This window comes from Photobacterium piscicola (assembly GCF_900166965.1).
Lineage (GTDB): Bacteria > Pseudomonadota > Gammaproteobacteria > Enterobacterales > Vibrionaceae > Photobacterium > Photobacterium piscicola.
On the sequence record NZ_FUZI01000001.1, the window covers coordinates 401,431 to 420,458 of the forward strand.

A 19,028-nucleotide genomic window follows, 5' to 3' on the forward strand; every position below is an offset into this window, starting at 1 on the left:
TTGGTTTGCTAGTAAGGGATTGGATAGCATGGGTGTCATTATAAGACGCTATTTACCGGTAGTGATTTTATTGCTGTTTGCAGGGGTGTCGGCAGGGTTATTATTAAATAGGCCTCAACCTCAGCAGAAAATGATTGAAAAGATTGTGCCAGTACTTGATGTGATGCAAGTAAAAAAGCAGCAATTGAATTTTAACATTAACTCTTATGGAATGGTTAAACCTAAGCATCAAGCAGAGTTAGTTGCGCAAGTAAGTGGCATTGTTAACCGTTTAGATCCTGCTTTTGCGGTTGGACAATTTGTACGAAAAGGGCAAGTGTTAGCGTATTTAGACGATGATGATTACCATGCTGATCTTGCTCAGGCACAGGCAACGTTAGCCCAAGCAAAAGCGAAACTTGAACAAGAAATCGCCCATGGGATCGTAGCAAAAAAGAATTTACGTCATGTCGCTGTTGCTAAGCAATCAGCGTTAGGATTACGCATTCCACAACGAAAACAAGAACAAGCGAATGTTAAATTTGCACAAGCAGCATTAGCACGTGCCCAACGTAACGTTGCTCGTACAACTATTATTGCGCCCTTTGATGGTTTAATTACAGAGAAAGCGGTTAATATTGGCACTCATGTCAATGTTGGCGAGCAACTTGGGCGCATATTTGGTACAGATGTCGCTAGAATCCGCCTTCCTGTGACACCACAAGCTTTTTCATTCCTCGACACAAACTCACTCAATACTCGCGTTATATTAGCCTCAGAGCGCCTTGGCCAACCTTATCAACATTGGCAAGCTGACTTTATTGGTACTGAAGGGATCATCGATCAACAAAGTCGAATGGTTTATCTTATTGTTGATGTGTTTGATCCTTATCAATTACAACACCCAAGTTCGCAACGTGCTGATGTTTTAAAATTTGGGACGTTTGTTACCGCAAATGTTGCAGCAAGGCCGATTAATAATGCCGTTAAGTTACAACGTCACGTGGTGAGAAATGATCATGTGATATTGGTTGATCGCAATGGTTTAACTCAAATGCGCAAAGTCGTGGTTGCGCGTACTGATCTTGATTATGCCTACATTAGCAGTGGGTTAGAAGAAGGTGAGTTAGTGTCACTGACGTGGCCAGATAATCATTTAGATGGCAAAGAAGTAACCCCTATTTTAAATACTCCCTCTAAGACGGAACAAGCAACACTTACACTGACGCATTCTAAAGGTACTGAGAACGGAGACTAATGAATGGAATCATCAGGAATCATTGCTTGGTTTACGCGTAATCATGTCGCCGCTAATTTGTTGATGTTGCTGGTGATGATCGGTGGTTTATTTTCAGTTAATCTTATTAATAAAGAGATATTTCCTGCCTTTGGTACTCATAAAATTACCATAACCACTCAATATACAGGGGCTGCCGCTGCCGATGTAGAACAAGGGATCATTGTTAAAATTGAACAAGCTATTGATGACCTTGCTGATATTAAGCGGGTGACGGCTGTCGCTAATCAAGGAAGTGGGGTTGTTACGGTTGAGCTTGATAATGATGCTGATCTTAATAAAGTTTTAGATGAGGTAAAACAGCGGGTTAATAATATTACGACATTCCCTACTCAAATGGAGCCGCCCTTGATTCAACGGGCGGAATTTATGAGTAATGTGATGTTTTTATCAATATATGGTGATTTGAGTGATCGCCAACTTAAACGTTATGCTCAAGTTGTAAAAGATGAAATTATTCAGCAAACCAGTGCGACAGCGGTGACGGTAAGCGGAATAAGAAATGATGAAATAGCAATTGAAATAGCCGCACAGCAACTGCGCGATCATGGCGTTACCATTGAGCAAATAGCACAGGTATTACAGCAACGCTCATTGGACTTACCCGCCGGAGCAATTAAAGCCCAAGATGGTGATGTGTTAGTTCGTACCACAGAACAACTTTATCAAGGTGATCAATTTGCCAATATCGTTTTACGCACGAACGCGGATGGAAGTCGATTACGCCTGTCTGATATTGCCACTGTAACGGATGGTTTTGTCGAAAAATCAGTACTTAATCGATTTAATCAACAACGTGCCGCGGTGATACAAATTCGAAATCTTCCTAATCAAGACGCAACGCTCATATCCCAGCAAATCAGTGATTATGTGACGAATAAAAAGGCACAATTACCAGCGGGTATTCATATTGATAAATGGGCTGATATGTCACATTACCTTGAAGGGCGGCTTAATATGATGCTGTCTAATATGGTGTATGGCGGATTATTGGTGTTTATTATTCTCGCTATTTTTCTTGAAGTGAGATTAGCATTTTGGGTAATACTTGGGTTACCTTTTTGTTTTCTTGGCACGTTATTATTTATGCCATTTGAGATGATTAATATCTCCATTAACTTATTGTCGTTATTTGGGTTTATTCTCGTACTTGGGATCGTGGTTGATGATGCAATTGTTGTTGGAGAAAGTGTTTATTCAGAAGTAGAACAAAAAGGGCAAACAATTAATCATGTTATTCAAGGGGCGAAGCGAGTCGCTATTCCTGCAACCTTTGGGGTATTAACGACCATGGCTGCATTTGTGCCAATGCTGTTGTCAGATAGTCCTCGCACTGAATTTTTTAAGGCCATTGGATGGGTGGTTATTTTATGTTTAACTTTTTCCCTGATTGAATCTAAATTAATTTTGCCCGCCCACTTAGCCCGATCGCGTTTAGTACAACAACGATCTTGGAACAATCCCATTGTGCGAATGAAACAACGCTTTAATCAGGCGGTAAATAAGTTTATTCATGTCCATTATCGACGTTTTATTGGTTTGGCCATCGTGCATAGATATAGTGTCTTAGCGACATTTGTTGGTGTGTTGTGCTTAGCATTGGCGTTAGTGTTCAGTGGACAATTACGGTGGGTGTTCTTTCCTAAATTACCCTCTGACTATATTCAAGTCTTGGTAGAAATGAATGATTCTAATTCAAAAGCAAATAATATTAAGGTTATTAATCAATTAGAACAGGCGTTGTATGCAACTGATGAAGAAATTTATCAGCAGCAGGGCATGCATGTCGTGAAGCATAGCTTTGTTAATATGCGAGACAATAACAATATGTTTGTGTTAGTTGAATTAGAAAAAAGCGAAAGTTTACCTATAAGTAGTTTTGAGATTTTAAATAAATGGAAACACCATATTCCACCATTAGTTGGCGTCAAAACTATTGCTTATGAAGCGTCTATTGACCGCCAGAAAAGTGATATTCAATACCGTTTACAAGGTGAGAATAGTCAGCAACTTTTGCAAGCAGCTACAAAATTAAAGCAGCAACTTGAACGTTATCAAGGGGTGTTTAATGTTGAAGATGATTTATCTGCGCCAACGCAAGAGATTAATATTAAGTTAACGTCAATTGGGAAAATATTAGGTTTATCCGTCGCGAATCTGACCAATCAAGTTCGACATGCTTTTCATGGTATTGAAGTTCAACGTATTTTACGCAATAACGAAGAAGTGAAAGTGATGGTACGTTATCCTGCTGATGAGCGTCGTAGTGTCGGTTATTTACAAAATATGAAAGTGGTTTTATCAAATGGTACGTTGGTGCCATTTTCTGAAGTGGCAACCATTGATTTTATTTCAGCATTAAACAGTATTAATCGGGTAGATAAACGTCGAACATTGGTCGTTAGTGCAAATGTTCACAAAGGTAAAGCTTCTCCATCTGAGATATATACCATTATAAATAAAGATTATTTACCGTTATTACGTCAGCAATATCCAGCAGTTAACATTCAACTTGATGGGCAAGCAAAAGAAGAGTCTGAAACGAAAGTTAGTCTATTTCGTGATGCGGTATTAGCACTGGTTGCTATTTTTGCATTAATGGCGATTCCATTGCGATCATACAGCCAACCGTTGATCATTATGTCAGTGATCCCCTTTGGTATTATTGGTGCCATTGCTGGACACTATTTTGCGGATATTTCACTTAATTTACTGAGTGTGTTTGGTATTTTGGCATTGTCTGGTGTAGTGGTGAATGATTCTTTAGTGCTGGTGGTATTTATTAACCGTGCTTTGGAACAAGGTACTTCTCTTTATGATGCCGTTATTGATGCAGGGTGCTGTCGTTTTCGTGCCATTGTACTAACGTCACTAACCACCTTCTTTGGCTTGGCGCCTATTTTACTTGAAACGAGCTTGCAGGCACAAATAGTGATTCCAATGGCAACATCATTGGCATTTGGAATCTTATTTGCAACAGTAGTTACTTTACTATTAGTGCCTGCTCTGTATTTAATTTTGAATGACATTAAACAAGTTTGTCGTCGTTTATTTCATTATTGGTGGCGTCCACAATTGGATAAATAATGTCTTGTTTAAAAACCAAATCCAACCCCAGCAGCAATACCTGCGTCATGTTGGCTATCATCAGAAGCGGCTAAAGTGACAATACCGTGCTGACCGACATCGAATTTTCCTCCAATAGCCATTGCCGATTGGTTATCATAATTAGCGACACCCATACCAAGAGTATAGTGATAACCTTGTCGCATTGGGATTGATGTCATCGCCATTGCACTTGCAATACCCGCATTGGCTTGATTATGTACTTTTTCAATATTGTGGGAAAGTAAGTCGACTTTTTGATCCGTATATTCATTCGCGGCAGATAACGTAGCCGCTGATTTATTATTAGTATAAGTATTGGCTTGTTGTACGGCGTTGATACTTTGCTGATGGCTGTATTTATTTGCAGTGGTGAGTGTTGTTGCGGATTTATCATTAGTATAACTATTGGCTTGTTTTACCGCATTAACACTTTGTTGCTGGCTATAATTATTCGCAGTGGTGAGTGTTGTTGCAGCTTTATTATCAGTATAAGTATTAGCTTGTTGTACTGCGTTGACACTTTGTTGATGACTATATGTTTTTGCTTCGGTTAGTGTTGAGGCTACTTTTGTATTAGTATAATTTTCTGTTGCTTTTATACCTTTATTTAATTGACTGACATTCACCGCATCAGTACTCGCGATACCTGAATTTACATGCTCTAAACGACGTTGGATTTGATTATTACCAAAGGAGACTTGACCATCAATTGATTGTGATTGGTTACCTATTGCAATTGAACCTCGAGTACCTGTGGCATGGGCATAATTACCAATAGCAATATTGGAGGTTGATGAACGAGCGTTTGTACCTAATGCGGTAGAATAGCTACCATTAGCTTGGGCGCCAGAGCCAAAAGCAACGGCTGCATTACCAATCGCATGTGCTGTTGATCCAAAGGCTTCAGCTTGAATGCCTTTAACAATAGCCCCTGAGCCAAAAGAAGATGAACTATTACCGTGAGTATTTGCGTTTGAGCCAAAAGATGCAGATTGATCGCCGACAGCCGTTGCGGCAACACCTATTGCAACCGCAGCATCACCTTGAGCGATAGCTTGATAACCTTCAGAAACACTTGAATTACCCTGAGCACTGGCGTTAGGACCAACTGAAATAGACGTTGTACTGTTTTTTACATTGGCGTCATTACCAATAATGACATTATTTGATTGAGCCGTTGGCGTTTCAGCCATACTTGATGCAGATAAAGTAGCAAGTATTAAATAGGCTAAGTGATGTTTTTTCATAATAGAGCCCCTTGTTTCTATATAGAGATAGTAGAGCAAGAGGATGTATGAAAGTTAGTAGCAGAATTTAAATAACAGAAACCAAAACTGAACAAATCATAATCAATGGCAGAATGTGATTTTTTATGCTTTTAAAAACGGTATAAAACGTATTTAAATGGGTGCTTATGCATTTGTTGCGGGTTGATTTGTAATTTTTTCAGTATTAATAAATATTACTTGTTTCTAATTGTGGCTATTTAGTGCTCAAGGTGACTAATTATTGTTGTTTATCTTGTTGTGATGCTGATGCTTTTTTTTCGCTGCGTTTTTATGTGATAAACACTCACTATAATCATTAAAACCTTTTTGTTGGCATTCAATAACTTTATTTTTCATTTGATTTAATTCAGTATTATTACGGACTGAATAAATATTGCCGTTAGTACAAGTAATTGAAATTATACCATTGGGCTCAAAATGATAGCCTTCAATGTCACTTCCACAGGGGTTAAACCCTATATCTGCTTTTACGCTGACTTTAGTTGGAATAACTCGCACACTTTCAGTTACACATCCTACTAATAATAAACAAAACAAGGTTGTAATAATAAATTGTCTCATGTAATGAAAAGCTTTTTAAAGGTAATGAAGATGGCAATTATAAATGAAAAAAGTATGAATATCATGTTATGAAGAGCTAATTGATCACAGTAAAGCATACTAATATATTTGTCAGTATGCTTTAGTCTGCTGAAGAATAATTATTCTTCGTCACTATTAATGATAGTAACGGGACCATAATAATGATGGTGATGATGCGTTGTATAATGGTGATGGTGAGTATCTTTATGTGCGGTACCAACACCACCATGGATATGATGTCCATGTGATGGTTCATGTTCACGATATTGTTGGTGATCTTTATCATGTTTGTGTTTTTCATTATCAGTATAATGATGTTTCATTGTTTCATGCGTTGATTCTTTTGTTTTTTGAGTTGCCATAAATACCTCTATTTTATGATATATCTGGACTCAGTAAGCGTAGTTCATTTTTAAATAGAAAGGGTTGTTTGGCTTTTTTTTATGCACTTTTGCTATATAAATAAAATAATCTTAATTTCATTTTTAATGTAATTCATTGATTAATAATATTTTTCAAGTTTATTCGTGGTTATATTTAAAAGAGATAGTTATTCTTTATTATTTAAAAAAGAGCATTAATTAATATTGTTGCTATATGGAATTAATGTTTTACATTCAAATTGTTCGCAGAGTCACACGGTAAGTGCTATAACGTTGGCTGTTTAACGATGCGGAATACAACATGAATCTCGATGAATTTAAAATATTATCAGTAGTGCTGATTTTTATAACTACTGTACTTGCGGGATTGTATCCGTTTTTACGTAAATTTAAAACGACCCGACCATTAGAATCTCCGGCAGCAGAAGCCTTAGCATCAGGTGTTTTTCTAGGTGCAGGTCTTATTCATATGCTGGGTGATGCCTCTAAATCATTTTTAGATCATGGTATTGAATATCCAATTGCCTTTGTATTAGCCGGCAGCGTGTTCTTATTATTATTATGGTTTGAACACTTAGGTCGCCGTTTAGATGAACATGGCGACAGTAACAGTCCTGCATTCGCTATTTTAGCGATGGTCATTCTATCTATTCATTCGTTACTTGCGGGTACGGTGCTTGGATTAAGTGGTTCAATTACAATGATGGTTATGATCCTCATTGCTATTCTAGCGCATAAATGGGCAGCAAGTTTTTCACTGGCTGTGCAATTAAGTAAAAGCCGCTTGTCGTTGCGCCAATCTTTAACTATGTTTGCACTATTTACGATAATGTTGCCGCTTGGTGTGGGGTTAGGATCGGGTATTTTAGACTATACCGAAAACTATCCATTATTAGAGCCTATCTTTTATTCATTAGCTGCTGGTACATTTTTGTACCTTGGTACATTGCATGGTTTAAAACAGTCAACCATGGTTGATAAATGCTGTGATTTAAAGAATTTCACTTTTGTCGTTATCGGTTTTGTTTTAATGGCCGTGGTTGCTATTTGGGCTTGATTGTTTTATTACGCTAAATTCCACCTTATTGTCCGCGTTAGTTACTTCTAGCTAACGCGGAACTGCTTTATCTGGGTAATACCCTAACGTCATTACATCATCTTGTCTTTGAGTTAGAAACTGATGTGCTAATTATTTAAAAGTTGATCCCCCTCACGTGCAATGGGACAAATGTCCTCATCTTAGATAAAGATACCTTTTACAATTGCTTCAAATTATTAATAAGAACAAAAGGATTAACGGATGGACTTTCTTTCTTGGTTTGATATCAATAACACCCTTGTTAATTTTCCAATCGGTGACGGTTATGCAATGTCATGGATTGAAGCAATTGGTACTGTCTTTGGTCTGCTGTGTATTTGGTTTGCCAGTAAAGAAAAAACCATAAATTTCTTTTTTGGTCTTATTAATGTCACCTTGTTTTGTATTATTTTCTTTCAAATTCAATTGTATGGGTTGTTGCTATTACAAGTATTCTTCTTTGTTGCCAATATTTATGGTTGGTTCGCATGGACAAGACCAACTAGCGAGGGAGATAACTTAGAGGTTCGGTGGTTAAGTAAGCCAAAATTAGTCATGACCGTGACATTAAGTGCAATTGCGATTGGGTTACTAACGGTTTATATCAACCCCGTGTTTTTTGCTTTAGCTAATTTCGCTGTAGATATATTGAATGTTTTCGGTGCTAATTTAGCGGCTCCAACATTACAACCCGGCGCGTTCCCATTTTGGGATGCTACCATGACGGTACTGTCTATTGTGGCACAGATTCTAATGACACGTAAGTATGTTGAAAACTGGATTGTGTGGGTAGTTATTAATATCATCAGCGTCGGTTTATATGCAGTACAAGGCGTGTATGCAATGTCTATTCAGTATGCAATTCTACTCTTTGTTGCGGCAAATGGTGCCCGTTGCTGGATTGCAATTGCGAACAGAAATAAACCACAAGCTAAGAAGGTTATCGCATGAATCAACAACCTCATTTATTAATTAGTCACGGTCAAATTGCCACGAGTATTTTAGTCTGCGGTGAGCCTGATAGAGTAAATCGAATTGCGGAACGTTTTTTAACAAATAGTGTGTTAATTGCTGAAAATCGTGAATACCGTATTATTAATGGCGACTATCAGGGTAAACCCGTTACATTGTGTAGTACGGGGATGGGCGCACCATCAATGATTATTGCTTTGGAAGAACTTAAGCGATGTGGTGCTGAATATATTATCCGTGTTGGCTCAGCAGGGGCACTGCAATCAAATATTGGTTTAGGTGAACTCATTGTTGCCGAAGGTGCAGTGCGAGATGAAGGTGGCTCTAAAGCATATATTCCAAGTGAATTTCCGGCTATTGCTGATCATCAATTGGTTCACTTATTAAAAACAGATTTATCGCAACAGAATATTAACTATCATAGTGGCATTGTACGTTCTCACGATAGTTTTTATACCGATGAAGAAGATAATATTTGTGAGTATTGGCATAAAAAAGGCGTATTAGGGGCTGATATGGAGACTTCTGCCTTATTAACGGTGGGGCGTTTACGTCAACTAAAAACAGCCGCAATTTTGAATAACGTGGTGCTTTATCAGCAGAATGTAAGTGAAGGGATTAGTGCTTATGTTAATGAAGCTGAAGATATGATTAAAGGGGAACAGTTAGCTGCCCATACTGCGCTGAATGCCCTTATTAAGGTTGTTTAAGTCTATTTAATCACCAAATTAATAGCCCGATTGTTATAAATTGGGCTATTTTAATGTGCACTATACATTTTCCTATTCAGTGCCATAAAAACCCGCTATCTTGATTTAAAATGAAACAATAGTGATATGCGCAATGCAATTGACTCCTTCCTCCTCAACCCGTTTTAGTGATTACCTAACCCAACATTATGCGAGTTTTCGCCAAGCACTATATAAGTGTCAAATCGGCAGTAAACGCTACCAAATCGGCGATGCTATCATGCAGCAAGGTCAGGATATTACTCAGTTAATGATTGTGCCTGTTGGACGAGTGTCGATGCATATTTGTGCTGTTAATGGGCGTCGTTTTCAATTGGGAGAGATGGACTGTAACTATAATGTCTTTGGTGAAATGGAGTTCTTTACTAAAACATCATGCCAATGGTCGGTTATTGTTGAAGAAGCGATAGAAATTGACATTCTTGATATGAAAAAAGTAGAGAAATTACTGTTAGAACGCCCTGAGTTTAGTTTGTTTTTTGCTTCTGCATTGGCGCTTGATTACCAAGATTCGCTTGATATTTACACCTACCGTTTATTACATCCCATTACTTACAATATTGCATTTGATTTACTTCAGCACGCCCGTAATTCGATGACCCTTGGTCGATTTAATAAAGCAGATAAAGAAGCTGAACGGTTTGGCACATCAAGCCGTGTTTATCGACGCGCATTAAAGACATTGATTCAGCAAGGATTAGTTGAGAAACAAGGTTCTGAGCTTATTATTGTGGATCTGGCTGGGTTACAGAAGTTTGTAGATCACTTTGAAGATTATGAATTATCGTAAGTTGTTTCTGAGTTTTTAAAATAACAATGGCGACTGATTAAGCCGCCATTGTTTGATGTTATTACTTGATATTTATGATTACGCATAATGTTATGCGTTGATAACTTATTACGGTTCAGCTAGATTAATTTCTGTTCAGCCAATAGATCAATAAAGAACGCGTATTCAAGTGCATCTTCATGGAGAGCCTTAAAGCGACCTGATGCGCCACCATGACCTGCTTCCATATCTACTTTAAACAACAGACGGTTATCGTTCGTTTTAACATCACGCAGCTTAGCAACCCATTTCATTGGCTCGAAATACTGCACCTGCGAATCATGTAACCCCGTCGTCACCAATAGGTGAGGGTAGTCATGAGCGGCAATGTTATCGTAGGGTGAATAGCTCAACATGTAGTCGTAGTACTCTTTGTGGTTAGGATTTCCCCACTCATCATACTCGTTAGTTGTTAGTGGAATTGATTCATCAAGCATGGTGGTAACAATATCAACAAACGGTACGTGAGCTGCAACGCCACAGTAAAGCTCAGGGGCTTGGTTGATAATCGCGCCCATTAATAAACCGCCCGCAGAGCCACCGACAGCGAAGATCTTGTCTTTTGCGCCATAGCCTTGTTCTACTAATGATCGGGTAACATCAATAAAGTCATTAAAGGTGTTTTGCTTGGTGAGTTTCTTACCATCTTCATACCAAGGGCGGCCCAACATTTCAGAACCACGAATATGCGCAATCGCATACACAAAACCGCGATCTAATAAGCTTAAACGAGTTGATGAAAAGCTTGGGTCAATGATAGCGCCGTATGATCCATAACCATATTGATACAACGGGTTAGTGCCATCTTTTTTAAAGCAATCTTTACGATAAACCAGTGATACCGGAACGGATTTACCATCACGAGCGGGTATCATAATACGTTCAGAACGGTAATTATTCGCATCAAAATCACCGAGAATTTGTGCTTGCTTGAGTACTACATTACTGCCATCGTTCAGATTAAAATCGTAGTGAGTACCTGGTGTGGTCATGCTTGAGTAATACAGGCGTAATTTGTCTGAATCAATCTCTTTATTACCGTAAAGATAAAGTGTGAATGCTTCATCGTTGAAATGTAATTGTTGCTGCTGTTGAGTGTGCAGATCACGCACAGTAATGCGAGTTAAGCCATTCTCACGCTGCTGATATACTAGATAATCATTAAAGATCTCGTAATCTTCCAACATTGCGCCTTCTTGCGCAGGGATCACGTCTTGCCAATGATCTTTATTGGCGATATCAGTTGTAGCCACTTTCATTAAACGGAAGTTAACCGCTTCATAGTTAGTGTGAATATAGAACCAGTCATCAAGCTTAGAAATACTGTATTCCAAGCCAACTTCACGATCTAAGAACGATACAGCTTGCGCATTGGCATCGTTAGCATCAATGAAAGAAACGGCGCTAGTTTCAGTACTTGAATGCCAGATGTAAACCAGAGAGTTGTCTTTGCTTTTACCGATTGAGGTGTAAAAAGTCTGATCGGTTTCCTCAAAGATTAACTGATCGTCAGCTTGTGGTGTACCTAAGCGGTGACGATAAACCTGATAACCTAATAAGGTTTGTGGGTCTTTGTGAATATAGTAAAACGCTTGGTTATCATTTTGCCAAGCAACAGAGCCGCTAGTACCTGTAATTTCATCAGCAAGGTACTGACCTGTGGTGAGATCTTTAATTTTAATGGTGTAAATACGACGGCTTACCGTGTCTTCACCATAAGCTAATAAGTTTTCGTTAAGGCTAATGCTGACACTGGAAACATCATAGTAATCATGCTCAGATGCGAGTTGGTTTAGATCGAGTAAGACTTGCTTATCGGTACCCGAAAAATCAGTAGCGCGCACTGAAATAGGGTATTCATTATCGCCAGAGACTTCACTTGAATAGTAATAACTGCCTTGCTTTACAGGGACGGTATTATCATCTTTAACAATACGTCCTTTTAGCTCATCAAATAATGTTTGCTGTAATGCAGTGGTGTGTGCCATTACTGCATCTGTGTAACTATTTTCAGCATTTAGATGCGCGATGATCTCAGGATCTGTGCGGCTGTCATCTCGCATCCAATAGTAATCATCAATACGCGTATCATTATGGATGCTCATCTCATGGGGGATTTTCTTAGCAACAGGGGCGCTCACGGCCTGAGTGTTGCTATTATCATGAGATGTCGCTGATGCTGATGTTGTGTCGTTCAAAGTGTTGTCCTTTTGTGGCTACTGGGTGAGATAAACCACTGAGTAAAACCAATAGATACAGCAATATTATTTGCTTTGATGGTAATAACCTTGGGGCTATTGGTGGCTTTTTCAATCCTTCGTTTTACAAAATAGAATGACTAATGGCTACATGAATTGAAGATGCTTATTGAGAGGAGAAAGCAGAACAGTAATTGATGTTTTCATTATTGAGTTATCTAGCTGAAGTTATTGGTTTTTATGTGATTTATAAAAGAGGGCTACATTTCTATTCTTAACATATAAGAATGAATAAAAACGGCCAATCAAGCGTGATAAAGATCACAAAAAATACAGGGTAACTATTTATGATGAAATAAGATTATGATCGAATAAATTGTTATTAAATGAAAAAAAGACGTGTTATTGCAGTAAGTGTACTGATTTTTGCTGGGCTGATTGGTGTAAGAGATCTGTATATGACGTTAGAACCTCAACATGAGGTTAACGTTAATGGTAAAACACTACATTTAGGTCAGGTATATTCTCAACATTTATTGTCGACGGTTGTTATTACGAGTAATGAAGAAACACTGCTAACGGTAACCGCACCGATTACAACGATCGTTAAACAACTCACAACCGAACTCAATAATGATGTAAATGAGGCAAATAAAACGCTTTCTGCTGGTGAAAAAATGCAGTTATCAACAGCGTATTTTAATACCAATATTACTCTTCATTTATCAACCGTAGTGACTTATAACACTCAGCATTATGCGTCAGTTTCAATGCCATTAGAGACGGTAGCCGTTAATTATACCGTTAATGATGCAGTGCAATTTAATGATATTATTGAGTTAGTGCAACGTTATCAAAAGAGTACTCAGAAGATATTTAATAATAATTATGATTTTATAAACTAGAGATTTACAAGCAATCATAATAGGAATCAAATACCGTTATTAAATTGATTACCAGTAAAATTGTGATGATCGTTTGATTCTGAAATTTTATGATTGTTTGTTTTTAAAGACTATAGATACTTTCATTTACTTTTGATTTTAATTTAAAGAAAACATATGAAAGTAACTAGACGTTCATTTATCCATTATGCAGCTTCAATGTCTGTGTCTGCTGCAGCATTAACCAGTATGGGAGTGATGGGGCAACCGATAGCGCCTAAAAAGAATAATGTGTTGTTTATTGCCATTGACGATCTTAATGATTGGATTGGTGCTTTAGGTGCGCATCCACAAGCAAAAACGCCTAATATTGATCGTTTGTTTCATCGTTCAACTGCGTTTACCAATGCTCATTGCCAAGTGCCAGTGTGCGGACCTTCGCGTACAGCTTTATTAACGGGAATGAGCCCAACGACAACAGGGCTATACACCAATAAAGAGCTAGGTATCAAACCGTTTTCGCCTGTTGCTGAGTCTGTTTTAGGTAGTTCTCCCGTCTTACCACAGCACTTTAAAAGTAACGGCTATTACACCATGGCATCAGGGAAAATATCTCATCATGGTACTGCGGATTTTCGTCATGCAGAGCAGTGGCATGAAGAAGTTCCACTCTATGTTATCGGCCCTCGTGATGCGCATATTTTTGCCAATGGTTACGGCTATGGTTCATACGGTAAAGATGATCATAAATATTATCCATTCCCTGTTGGTGGGGGACAAATTATTCAATCTGAACACTACGGTCCAGGTACACCGGGTATGTCTTTGTGCAGTGGTGCGTTAGAACGACGGGATATTCCTAATGGTGGTGTTATGCCTGATGAATATTTTGCTGATTGGACGGTTGAACGGCTTAAGAAAACCTATGATAAGCCGTTTTTTATGGCGTGTGGCTTTATTCGTCCACATGTACCTTACACTGCCCCAAAAGAGTATTTTGATTTATTCCCACTTGATGATGTGATTGTGCCTGACACAATAAGCAAAGAAATGGCTGATGTTCCATTATACGGTAAAGCGTTAGCATTGGGGATCATTCCAAATGGTGATGCGGCAGCGGTTGAAAAAACCAAAATGCGTAAAGAGTTAGTCCAAGCTTATCTCGCCTGTATTGCCTTTGTTGATGCGCAAGTGGGAAAGTTGCTTGATACTCTAGAAGCTAGCCCACATGCAAATAACACCACCGTCATCTTTTGGGGCGATCACGGCCAGAACTTTGGTGAGCACATGAATTATCGCAAGCAAACCTTATGGGGAGAATCAACGCGAGTGCCGCTATTAATCAGCGAAGCAGGGCAGAAGCAAGGTAAAATATGTCGCCAAGCGGTAAGTTTGCTTGATGTTTATCCAACTCTGGTTGAGATGTGTGGTTTACCGAACGTTGCCACTAATGAAGGTATTTCACTGGTGCCATTACTTAGAAACCCAAACTTTGATCGTAAAATTCCTGTCGTCACCACTTATGGTTATCAATGCCATGCGATTCGTGATCAGCGTTACACTTATATTCGTTATCGTGATGGGGGTGAAGAACTTTATGATCGTAGCGTTGATGCTGACGAACATCATAATTTAGCCGCCGATAAACAATACCAAGCGATTAAAACCAAGATGGCGCAGTGGTTACCCAAAAATGAAGTATTACCGTTTGGAATGAAAGACTTTGATAATGAGAGCGGTGATTTTATTACCAAGATCCTAGCTAAATTTGAAAACAACGGTATTCCAGCATACTTACAGTAATTCCAAATTATGAAAAGCCACTGTGTTGTTGAAGCGGTGGCCTTTTATTTGGGGACAGCCATAACTTTGCATATTAACTATGAGCTACTACAGTTAAGCTTCAAGTTGCTTATGGTGAAACGAATGACAATCTCAAGACGAAAATTGATAGAACCTCAAATCACGCCCTTTTATCATGTGATTAATCGCTGCGTGCGTCGTGCTTATTTGTGTGGAGATGACCCATACAATGGCAAAAAATATCACCATCGTCGTGGTTGGATAGTAAATAAAATCAAACAATTAGCCTCTGTGTTTTGTATTGATGTTTGTGCTTATGCGGTGATGAGTAACCATTATCATTTAGTGCTTAAAATAGACACCGAACAGCAGCAAAAGCTAACGCCAGAAGCGGTGATATCACGCTGGTTACAGTTATTTAATGGTCATCCTATTGCGGTCGATTTTTTAAAAGAGGGTCAAATTGGCTCGGATAAACAACAAGCATTATCAAATTTAGTGGCTGAATGGCAACAACGATTAGGCAGTATTAGTTGGTTTATGCGCTGTCTTAATGAAGAAATAGCACGAAAAGCCAATAAAGAAGATCAATGTAAAGGCGCGTTTTGGGAAGGGCGATTTAAGTCTCAGGCACTACTGGACGAGCAAGCGTTATTATCTTGCATGATGTACGTTGATCTAAATCCAATTAGGGCTGGCATTACACCTTCATTAGAGCAGTCTGATTTTACCTCTATTCAACAACGTATTCGTGAATACCATCATGCTAAAGCTTCCAGTTCAAAGAAAACGCCATCAAGTACTAATCATTTTACATTATTACCTTTTGTTGGTGCTGAACATCAGGCAAAAAAAGCGGGGATAAACTTTGCTTTTGCTGATTACCTTGAACTGATTGACTGGACTGGTCGGTGTATTCGAAATGATAAAAAAGGCTTTATTGCACCTAATCAACCCAAGATTTTACAGCAAATGGGAATAACACCAGATGCTTGGCTTGAACACAGTGAACAATTTATGGAGCATTATGCCAATGTAAGCGGGAAATGGTCCCGAATGTGTGCATTCAAACAACATGTTGGTGGGCATTGGTGCAAAGGGAAGTCAGCGAGTCACCAGTTACATCCTAATTAGATATAGTTTCTTATTATCAGATGAAAATACCGCAATAACTGTCAGGATTGTGGGCTTTTTTGATCCTGAAATATGCTAACAGAACCGATTTAGTGATGAATTATAAACAATAAGCTGTAATTTTTAGAATTGAGAATTTATTGCTGGTGGAATGGTTTGTTTTTGGGGGGCTCTATTTAAGAGCTAATATATTTGGCTGTCCAGCATAAAGCACATAAACAAAAGACAACCCCTAAAATAGCAGGCTGTCTAATATTATTTTATTTTGTTGTTGAGACTAAGCCATACCGCTAACGCTTATAAACCCTGAACATATTGGGCATTAGTTGAGATAGGCACTAAATTATCCAGTTCAGCTTTAGCGTCATCATTACCAGCAAGTAGTGCTTCAAAGTGTTTGATTAGTTCTACTTTGTCTTGTTCTTGCTTTGAACCTGCACCGATGTTGGTTAAATCAATAAAGAACTCGTCAAACAAATGCGAGAAATCATTCACTGCATCAAAGTTTAGGAACTGCTCATGATTGTAAATACTTGGGTAGCCACCTTTTTGTTTATCAACCGCAAATGAAATACCTTTTACATTAGTAATGGTGGTCGCTTTTTCGCATTTCAGCATACAGCCAGCTTCAATGGCCGGTTTCTTACAGCCAACGGTTTGTTGGAAGAAACATTGACGGCTGGTCATCATCAGGATTGGATGATAAATGCTGTAACAGAGCTTAAAGTTTTCTGGACGGGTAATATTTCTGATTTGACCACGGTTGATCTCGTTAGAAATAAAGGCACCAGCACAGTTTAATTCTTCTTTTAACGTAAGAAGAGCGTGTGAGTTGGTGGTATTTAAGAACGGTCCTGCCACCCACTCGATACCCATTTCATAAGCTTTATAAGCAATACCCGTATTGTTAGTTACGATACGCTTAGGTTTCACTTGCTCAAGGATTTTGACTGATTCTAAATAATCTTTACCAATTAATACCGCTGGGAACCAAGGAATCAAACGAGGGTTTTCTTGTAATAACGTAATGTGCTTAAGACAGTTCTTTTTCAAGCTTTCAGGAAGTTTGAAGTAGATATCAGCATCTGTTACATCAGTAAGGTGTAAATCTTTTTCATTGGCAATCAGTAACGATAGTTTAGGTGTTGATGATACTTTATCGTGTTTAGGTAAAGCGGGTACATCAACATGCTTAATTACCTCACGAGAGCCATTTAATAAAAATGCTGCTTGGTTTTTTAGAACCGTAATTTCTTTAAACGGCACCGTTAAGTTAGCATCAAAGTTGTCAAAGTTCATTGGCGCTAGATCAAACGTTGCATTATTAAAACTACGGAAGCGTTTATCTAGCGTTTCTGATGTAATGGCAATTTCATCTGCTATGCGTAATAACGAATCAGTTTTTACTTCAAATGAGGTGTTACCTGCTATGATATTAAGTGTTAGCGGTGTGTTTTCTTTGGCAGTAAAAGCCAATGTTAGAGCAACTTTATCAATGCTTAGATCTTTAATCTTATCGGCTAGTTCAGCACCTAATGCATTTTTTTCATTATAAAGATCTTGTTTTACATCATGGATTTGAACAACAGAAATAGCATTGTTTTTTTCAACCGCATAATTAACACTGTTATCACGCGGGTTATCGGTAAACATTTTCTTGTTGAGATCGCCCTGTAAAAATGAGTTAGTGAAGCTACGGTTAAAGACTTTATGTAAATTGCTATCGTCAGCTAATAACTTACCTGATTCAATAAAGTTATTGATCTGTTTGCGCCATGTATCAACCACAGTGTAAACATAGTGGGCGCCTTTAATACGGCCTTCGACTTTTAATGAATCAACCCCTGCATCGACCAGTTCAGGTAAATCAAAGTAGGCTGAATTATCTTTTAAGTTAAGCGGGAAGCGATGACCTTCAGCGGTCACTTCGTATTCGTCACGGCAAGCTTGGCTACAACGACCACGGTTACCTGAGTTACCGACACTGACTGAACTTGAGTAACATTGACCAGAGAAAGCGATACATAATGCGCCATGGACAAAGACTTCAGTTAATACATCATGATCATGAGCGACGGTTGTTAATGCTTTAATCTCACCAAGGTTGAGCTCACGCGATAAGTTAACTCGTGTAGCGCCGATTTTGTGTAAGAATAAAATTTGACCTTCGTTGTGGGTTGTTAACTGAGTAGATGCATGGATATGTAATGATGGGAAATGCTTTTTAACAATGTTGAAGATACCCAAATCTTGTACGATGATGCCATCAATGCCACTGTTAACCAGTTTATTTAGCAAGCGTACCAAGCTAACAACCTCGTGTTCTAATATTACGACATTGAGCGTTAAGAAGACTTCACAGTTGTGCTCATGTGCCAGTCGTAATACGCCATTTAGCTCATCATATGAAAGATTGGAGGCGCGGTTACGGGCATTGAACATATCTAAACCACAGTAGACGGCATTTGCACCAGCAACAATCGCCGCTTTAATTGCTTCTACGTCACCACCCGGTGCCAATAATTCTATTTTTCTACTCATGCGAAATAACCTACTCAATGCTTTTCTTGTAATTTTTGAGAGGGCATTCTATCTGTATCTGTAGGGTAATACCATAAAATAGGCTTTTGTTGATATAAATCAATCAAAGAAATGTAAATGTATGCATGTAAAGTTAGATGAGAGGGTCGTTATAACGTTACATTACAATTGTGGATGATTACAGCAACATCAAGGTTACTTA

General features: G+C 38.5%; 14 protein-coding genes. 9 read left to right on the plus strand and 5 right to left on the minus strand.

Features of this window, described 5'->3' with window-relative positions; translation table 11 throughout:
- The first annotated feature begins 28 nt into the window (after nucleotides 1–28).
- Both CZ809_RS01880 and CZ809_RS01885 read left to right on the plus strand, forming a co-directional pair.
- On the plus strand, nucleotides 29–1,237 hold the full coding sequence (locus CZ809_RS01880; RefSeq protein WP_080155745.1) for an efflux RND transporter periplasmic adaptor subunit: 1,209 nt from the start codon (nucleotides 29–31) through the stop codon (nucleotides 1,235–1,237).
- A gap of 3 nt (nucleotides 1,238–1,240) precedes the next feature.
- The gene (locus CZ809_RS01885) at nucleotides 1,241–4,363 is read left to right on the plus strand and encodes an efflux RND transporter permease subunit (protein ID WP_080155746.1); all 3,123 of its coding nucleotides are present in this window, start codon (nucleotides 1,241–1,243) and stop codon (nucleotides 4,361–4,363) included.
- 8 nt (nucleotides 4,364–4,371) lie between these two features.
- Here CZ809_RS01885 and CZ809_RS01890 read toward each other — a convergent pair whose 3' ends face one another.
- The 3 genes from CZ809_RS01890 to CZ809_RS01900 form a co-directional block, all read right to left on the minus strand.
- A complete protein-coding gene (locus CZ809_RS01890) occupies nucleotides 4,372–5,631 on the minus strand; it encodes a YadA-like family protein (RefSeq protein ID WP_080155747.1) in 1,260 nt (419 codons plus the stop codon).
- Nucleotides 5,632–5,886: 255 nt separating this feature from the next.
- Complete coding sequence (locus tag CZ809_RS01895; protein WP_080155748.1) at nucleotides 5,887–6,234, minus strand: hypothetical protein; 348 nt, start codon at nucleotides 6,232–6,234, stop codon at nucleotides 5,887–5,889.
- A 140-nt stretch (nucleotides 6,235–6,374) separates the two neighbouring features.
- On the minus strand, nucleotides 6,375–6,617 hold the full coding sequence (locus CZ809_RS01900) for a hypothetical protein (RefSeq protein WP_080155749.1): 243 nt from the start codon (nucleotides 6,615–6,617) through the stop codon (nucleotides 6,375–6,377).
- A gap of 322 nt (nucleotides 6,618–6,939) precedes the next feature.
- Here CZ809_RS01900 and CZ809_RS01905 point away from each other — a divergent pair, with 322 nt between their 5' ends.
- The 4 genes from CZ809_RS01905 (at nucleotide 6,940) to CZ809_RS01920 (ending at nucleotide 10,227) form a co-directional block, all read left to right on the plus strand.
- Entirely contained in the window at nucleotides 6,940–7,695 is a 756-nt protein-coding gene (locus tag CZ809_RS01905) for a ZIP family metal transporter (protein ID WP_080155750.1), read from the plus strand.
- Between the two features lie 243 nt (nucleotides 7,696–7,938).
- A complete protein-coding gene (pnuC, locus tag CZ809_RS01910) occupies nucleotides 7,939–8,667 on the plus strand; it encodes a nicotinamide riboside transporter PnuC (RefSeq protein ID WP_080155751.1) in 729 nt (242 codons plus the stop codon).
- Nucleotides 8,664–9,398, plus strand: a complete 735-nt coding sequence (locus CZ809_RS01915) for a nucleoside phosphorylase (RefSeq protein WP_080155752.1) — start codon at nucleotides 8,664–8,666, stop codon at nucleotides 9,396–9,398. The genes pnuC and CZ809_RS01915 overlap by 4 nt, the downstream gene beginning before the upstream one ends.
- 133 nt (nucleotides 9,399–9,531) lie before the next feature.
- The gene (locus CZ809_RS01920) at nucleotides 9,532–10,227 is read left to right on the plus strand and encodes a Crp/Fnr family transcriptional regulator (protein ID WP_080155753.1); all 696 of its coding nucleotides are present in this window, start codon (nucleotides 9,532–9,534) and stop codon (nucleotides 10,225–10,227) included.
- 119 nt (nucleotides 10,228–10,346) lie between these two features.
- Here the strand turns inward: CZ809_RS01920 and CZ809_RS01925 are convergent, their stop codons facing one another.
- Nucleotides 10,347–12,464, minus strand: a complete 2,118-nt coding sequence (locus CZ809_RS01925) for a S9 family peptidase (protein ID WP_370738009.1) — start codon at nucleotides 12,462–12,464, stop codon at nucleotides 10,347–10,349.
- Between the two features lie 386 nt (nucleotides 12,465–12,850).
- Here CZ809_RS01925 and CZ809_RS01930 point away from each other — a divergent pair, with 386 nt between their 5' ends.
- The 3 genes from CZ809_RS01930 to CZ809_RS01940 all read left to right on the plus strand — a co-directional run bounded on the left by CZ809_RS01930 (nucleotide 12,851) and on the right by CZ809_RS01940 (nucleotide 16,285).
- Nucleotides 12,851–13,369 (plus strand): hypothetical protein, encoded by a 519-nt coding sequence (locus tag CZ809_RS01930; protein ID WP_107276285.1) that lies wholly within the window; start codon nucleotides 12,851–12,853, stop codon nucleotides 13,367–13,369.
- Nucleotides 13,370–13,525: 156 nt separating this feature from the next.
- Nucleotides 13,526–15,151: a sulfatase gene (locus CZ809_RS01935; protein WP_080155755.1), complete on the plus strand. Its 1,626-nt coding sequence runs from the start codon at nucleotides 13,526–13,528 to the stop codon at nucleotides 15,149–15,151.
- A gap of 123 nt (nucleotides 15,152–15,274) precedes the next feature.
- The gene (locus tag CZ809_RS01940; protein ID WP_080155756.1) at nucleotides 15,275–16,285 is read left to right on the plus strand and encodes a transposase; all 1,011 of its coding nucleotides are present in this window, start codon (nucleotides 15,275–15,277) and stop codon (nucleotides 16,283–16,285) included.
- 297 nt (nucleotides 16,286–16,582) lie between these two features.
- Here the strand turns inward: CZ809_RS01940 and CZ809_RS01945 are convergent, their stop codons facing one another.
- Complete coding sequence (locus CZ809_RS01945) at nucleotides 16,583–18,826, minus strand: peptidase U32 family protein (RefSeq protein WP_080155757.1); 2,244 nt, start codon at nucleotides 18,824–18,826, stop codon at nucleotides 16,583–16,585.
- Nucleotides 18,827–19,028 lie beyond the last annotated feature (202 nt).

What these genes read in the sequence shown, in the direction of transcription:
- CZ809_RS01880 (WP_080155745.1), top strand. Translation starts at nt 29, where the DNA reads ATGGGTGTCATTATAAGACGCTATTTACCGGTAGTGATTTTATTGCTG.
- CZ809_RS01885 (WP_080155746.1), top strand. Translation starts at nt 1,241, where the DNA reads ATGGAATCATCAGGAATCATTGCTTGGTTTACGCGTAATCATGTCGCC.
- CZ809_RS01890 (WP_080155747.1), bottom strand. Translation starts at nt 5,631, where the DNA reads ATGAAAAAACATCACTTAGCCTATTTAATACTTGCTACTTTATCTGCA.
- CZ809_RS01895 (WP_080155748.1), bottom strand. Translation starts at nt 6,234, where the DNA reads ATGAGACAATTTATTATTACAACCTTGTTTTGTTTATTATTAGTAGGA.
- CZ809_RS01900 (WP_080155749.1), bottom strand. Translation starts at nt 6,617, where the DNA reads ATGGCAACTCAAAAAACAAAAGAATCAACGCATGAAACAATGAAACAT.
- CZ809_RS01905 (WP_080155750.1), top strand. Translation starts at nt 6,940, where the DNA reads ATGAATCTCGATGAATTTAAAATATTATCAGTAGTGCTGATTTTTATA.
- pnuC (WP_080155751.1), top strand. Translation starts at nt 7,939, where the DNA reads ATGGACTTTCTTTCTTGGTTTGATATCAATAACACCCTTGTTAATTTT.
- CZ809_RS01915 (WP_080155752.1), top strand. Translation starts at nt 8,664, where the DNA reads ATGAATCAACAACCTCATTTATTAATTAGTCACGGTCAAATTGCCACG.
- CZ809_RS01920 (WP_080155753.1), top strand. Translation starts at nt 9,532, where the DNA reads ATGCAATTGACTCCTTCCTCCTCAACCCGTTTTAGTGATTACCTAACC.
- CZ809_RS01930 (WP_107276285.1), top strand. Translation starts at nt 12,851, where the DNA reads ATGAAAAAAAGACGTGTTATTGCAGTAAGTGTACTGATTTTTGCTGGG.
- CZ809_RS01935 (WP_080155755.1), top strand. Translation starts at nt 13,526, where the DNA reads ATGAAAGTAACTAGACGTTCATTTATCCATTATGCAGCTTCAATGTCT.
- CZ809_RS01940 (WP_080155756.1), top strand. Translation starts at nt 15,275, where the DNA reads ATGACAATCTCAAGACGAAAATTGATAGAACCTCAAATCACGCCCTTT.
- CZ809_RS01945 (WP_080155757.1), bottom strand. Translation starts at nt 18,826, where the DNA reads ATGAGTAGAAAAATAGAATTATTGGCACCGGGTGGTGACGTAGAAGCA.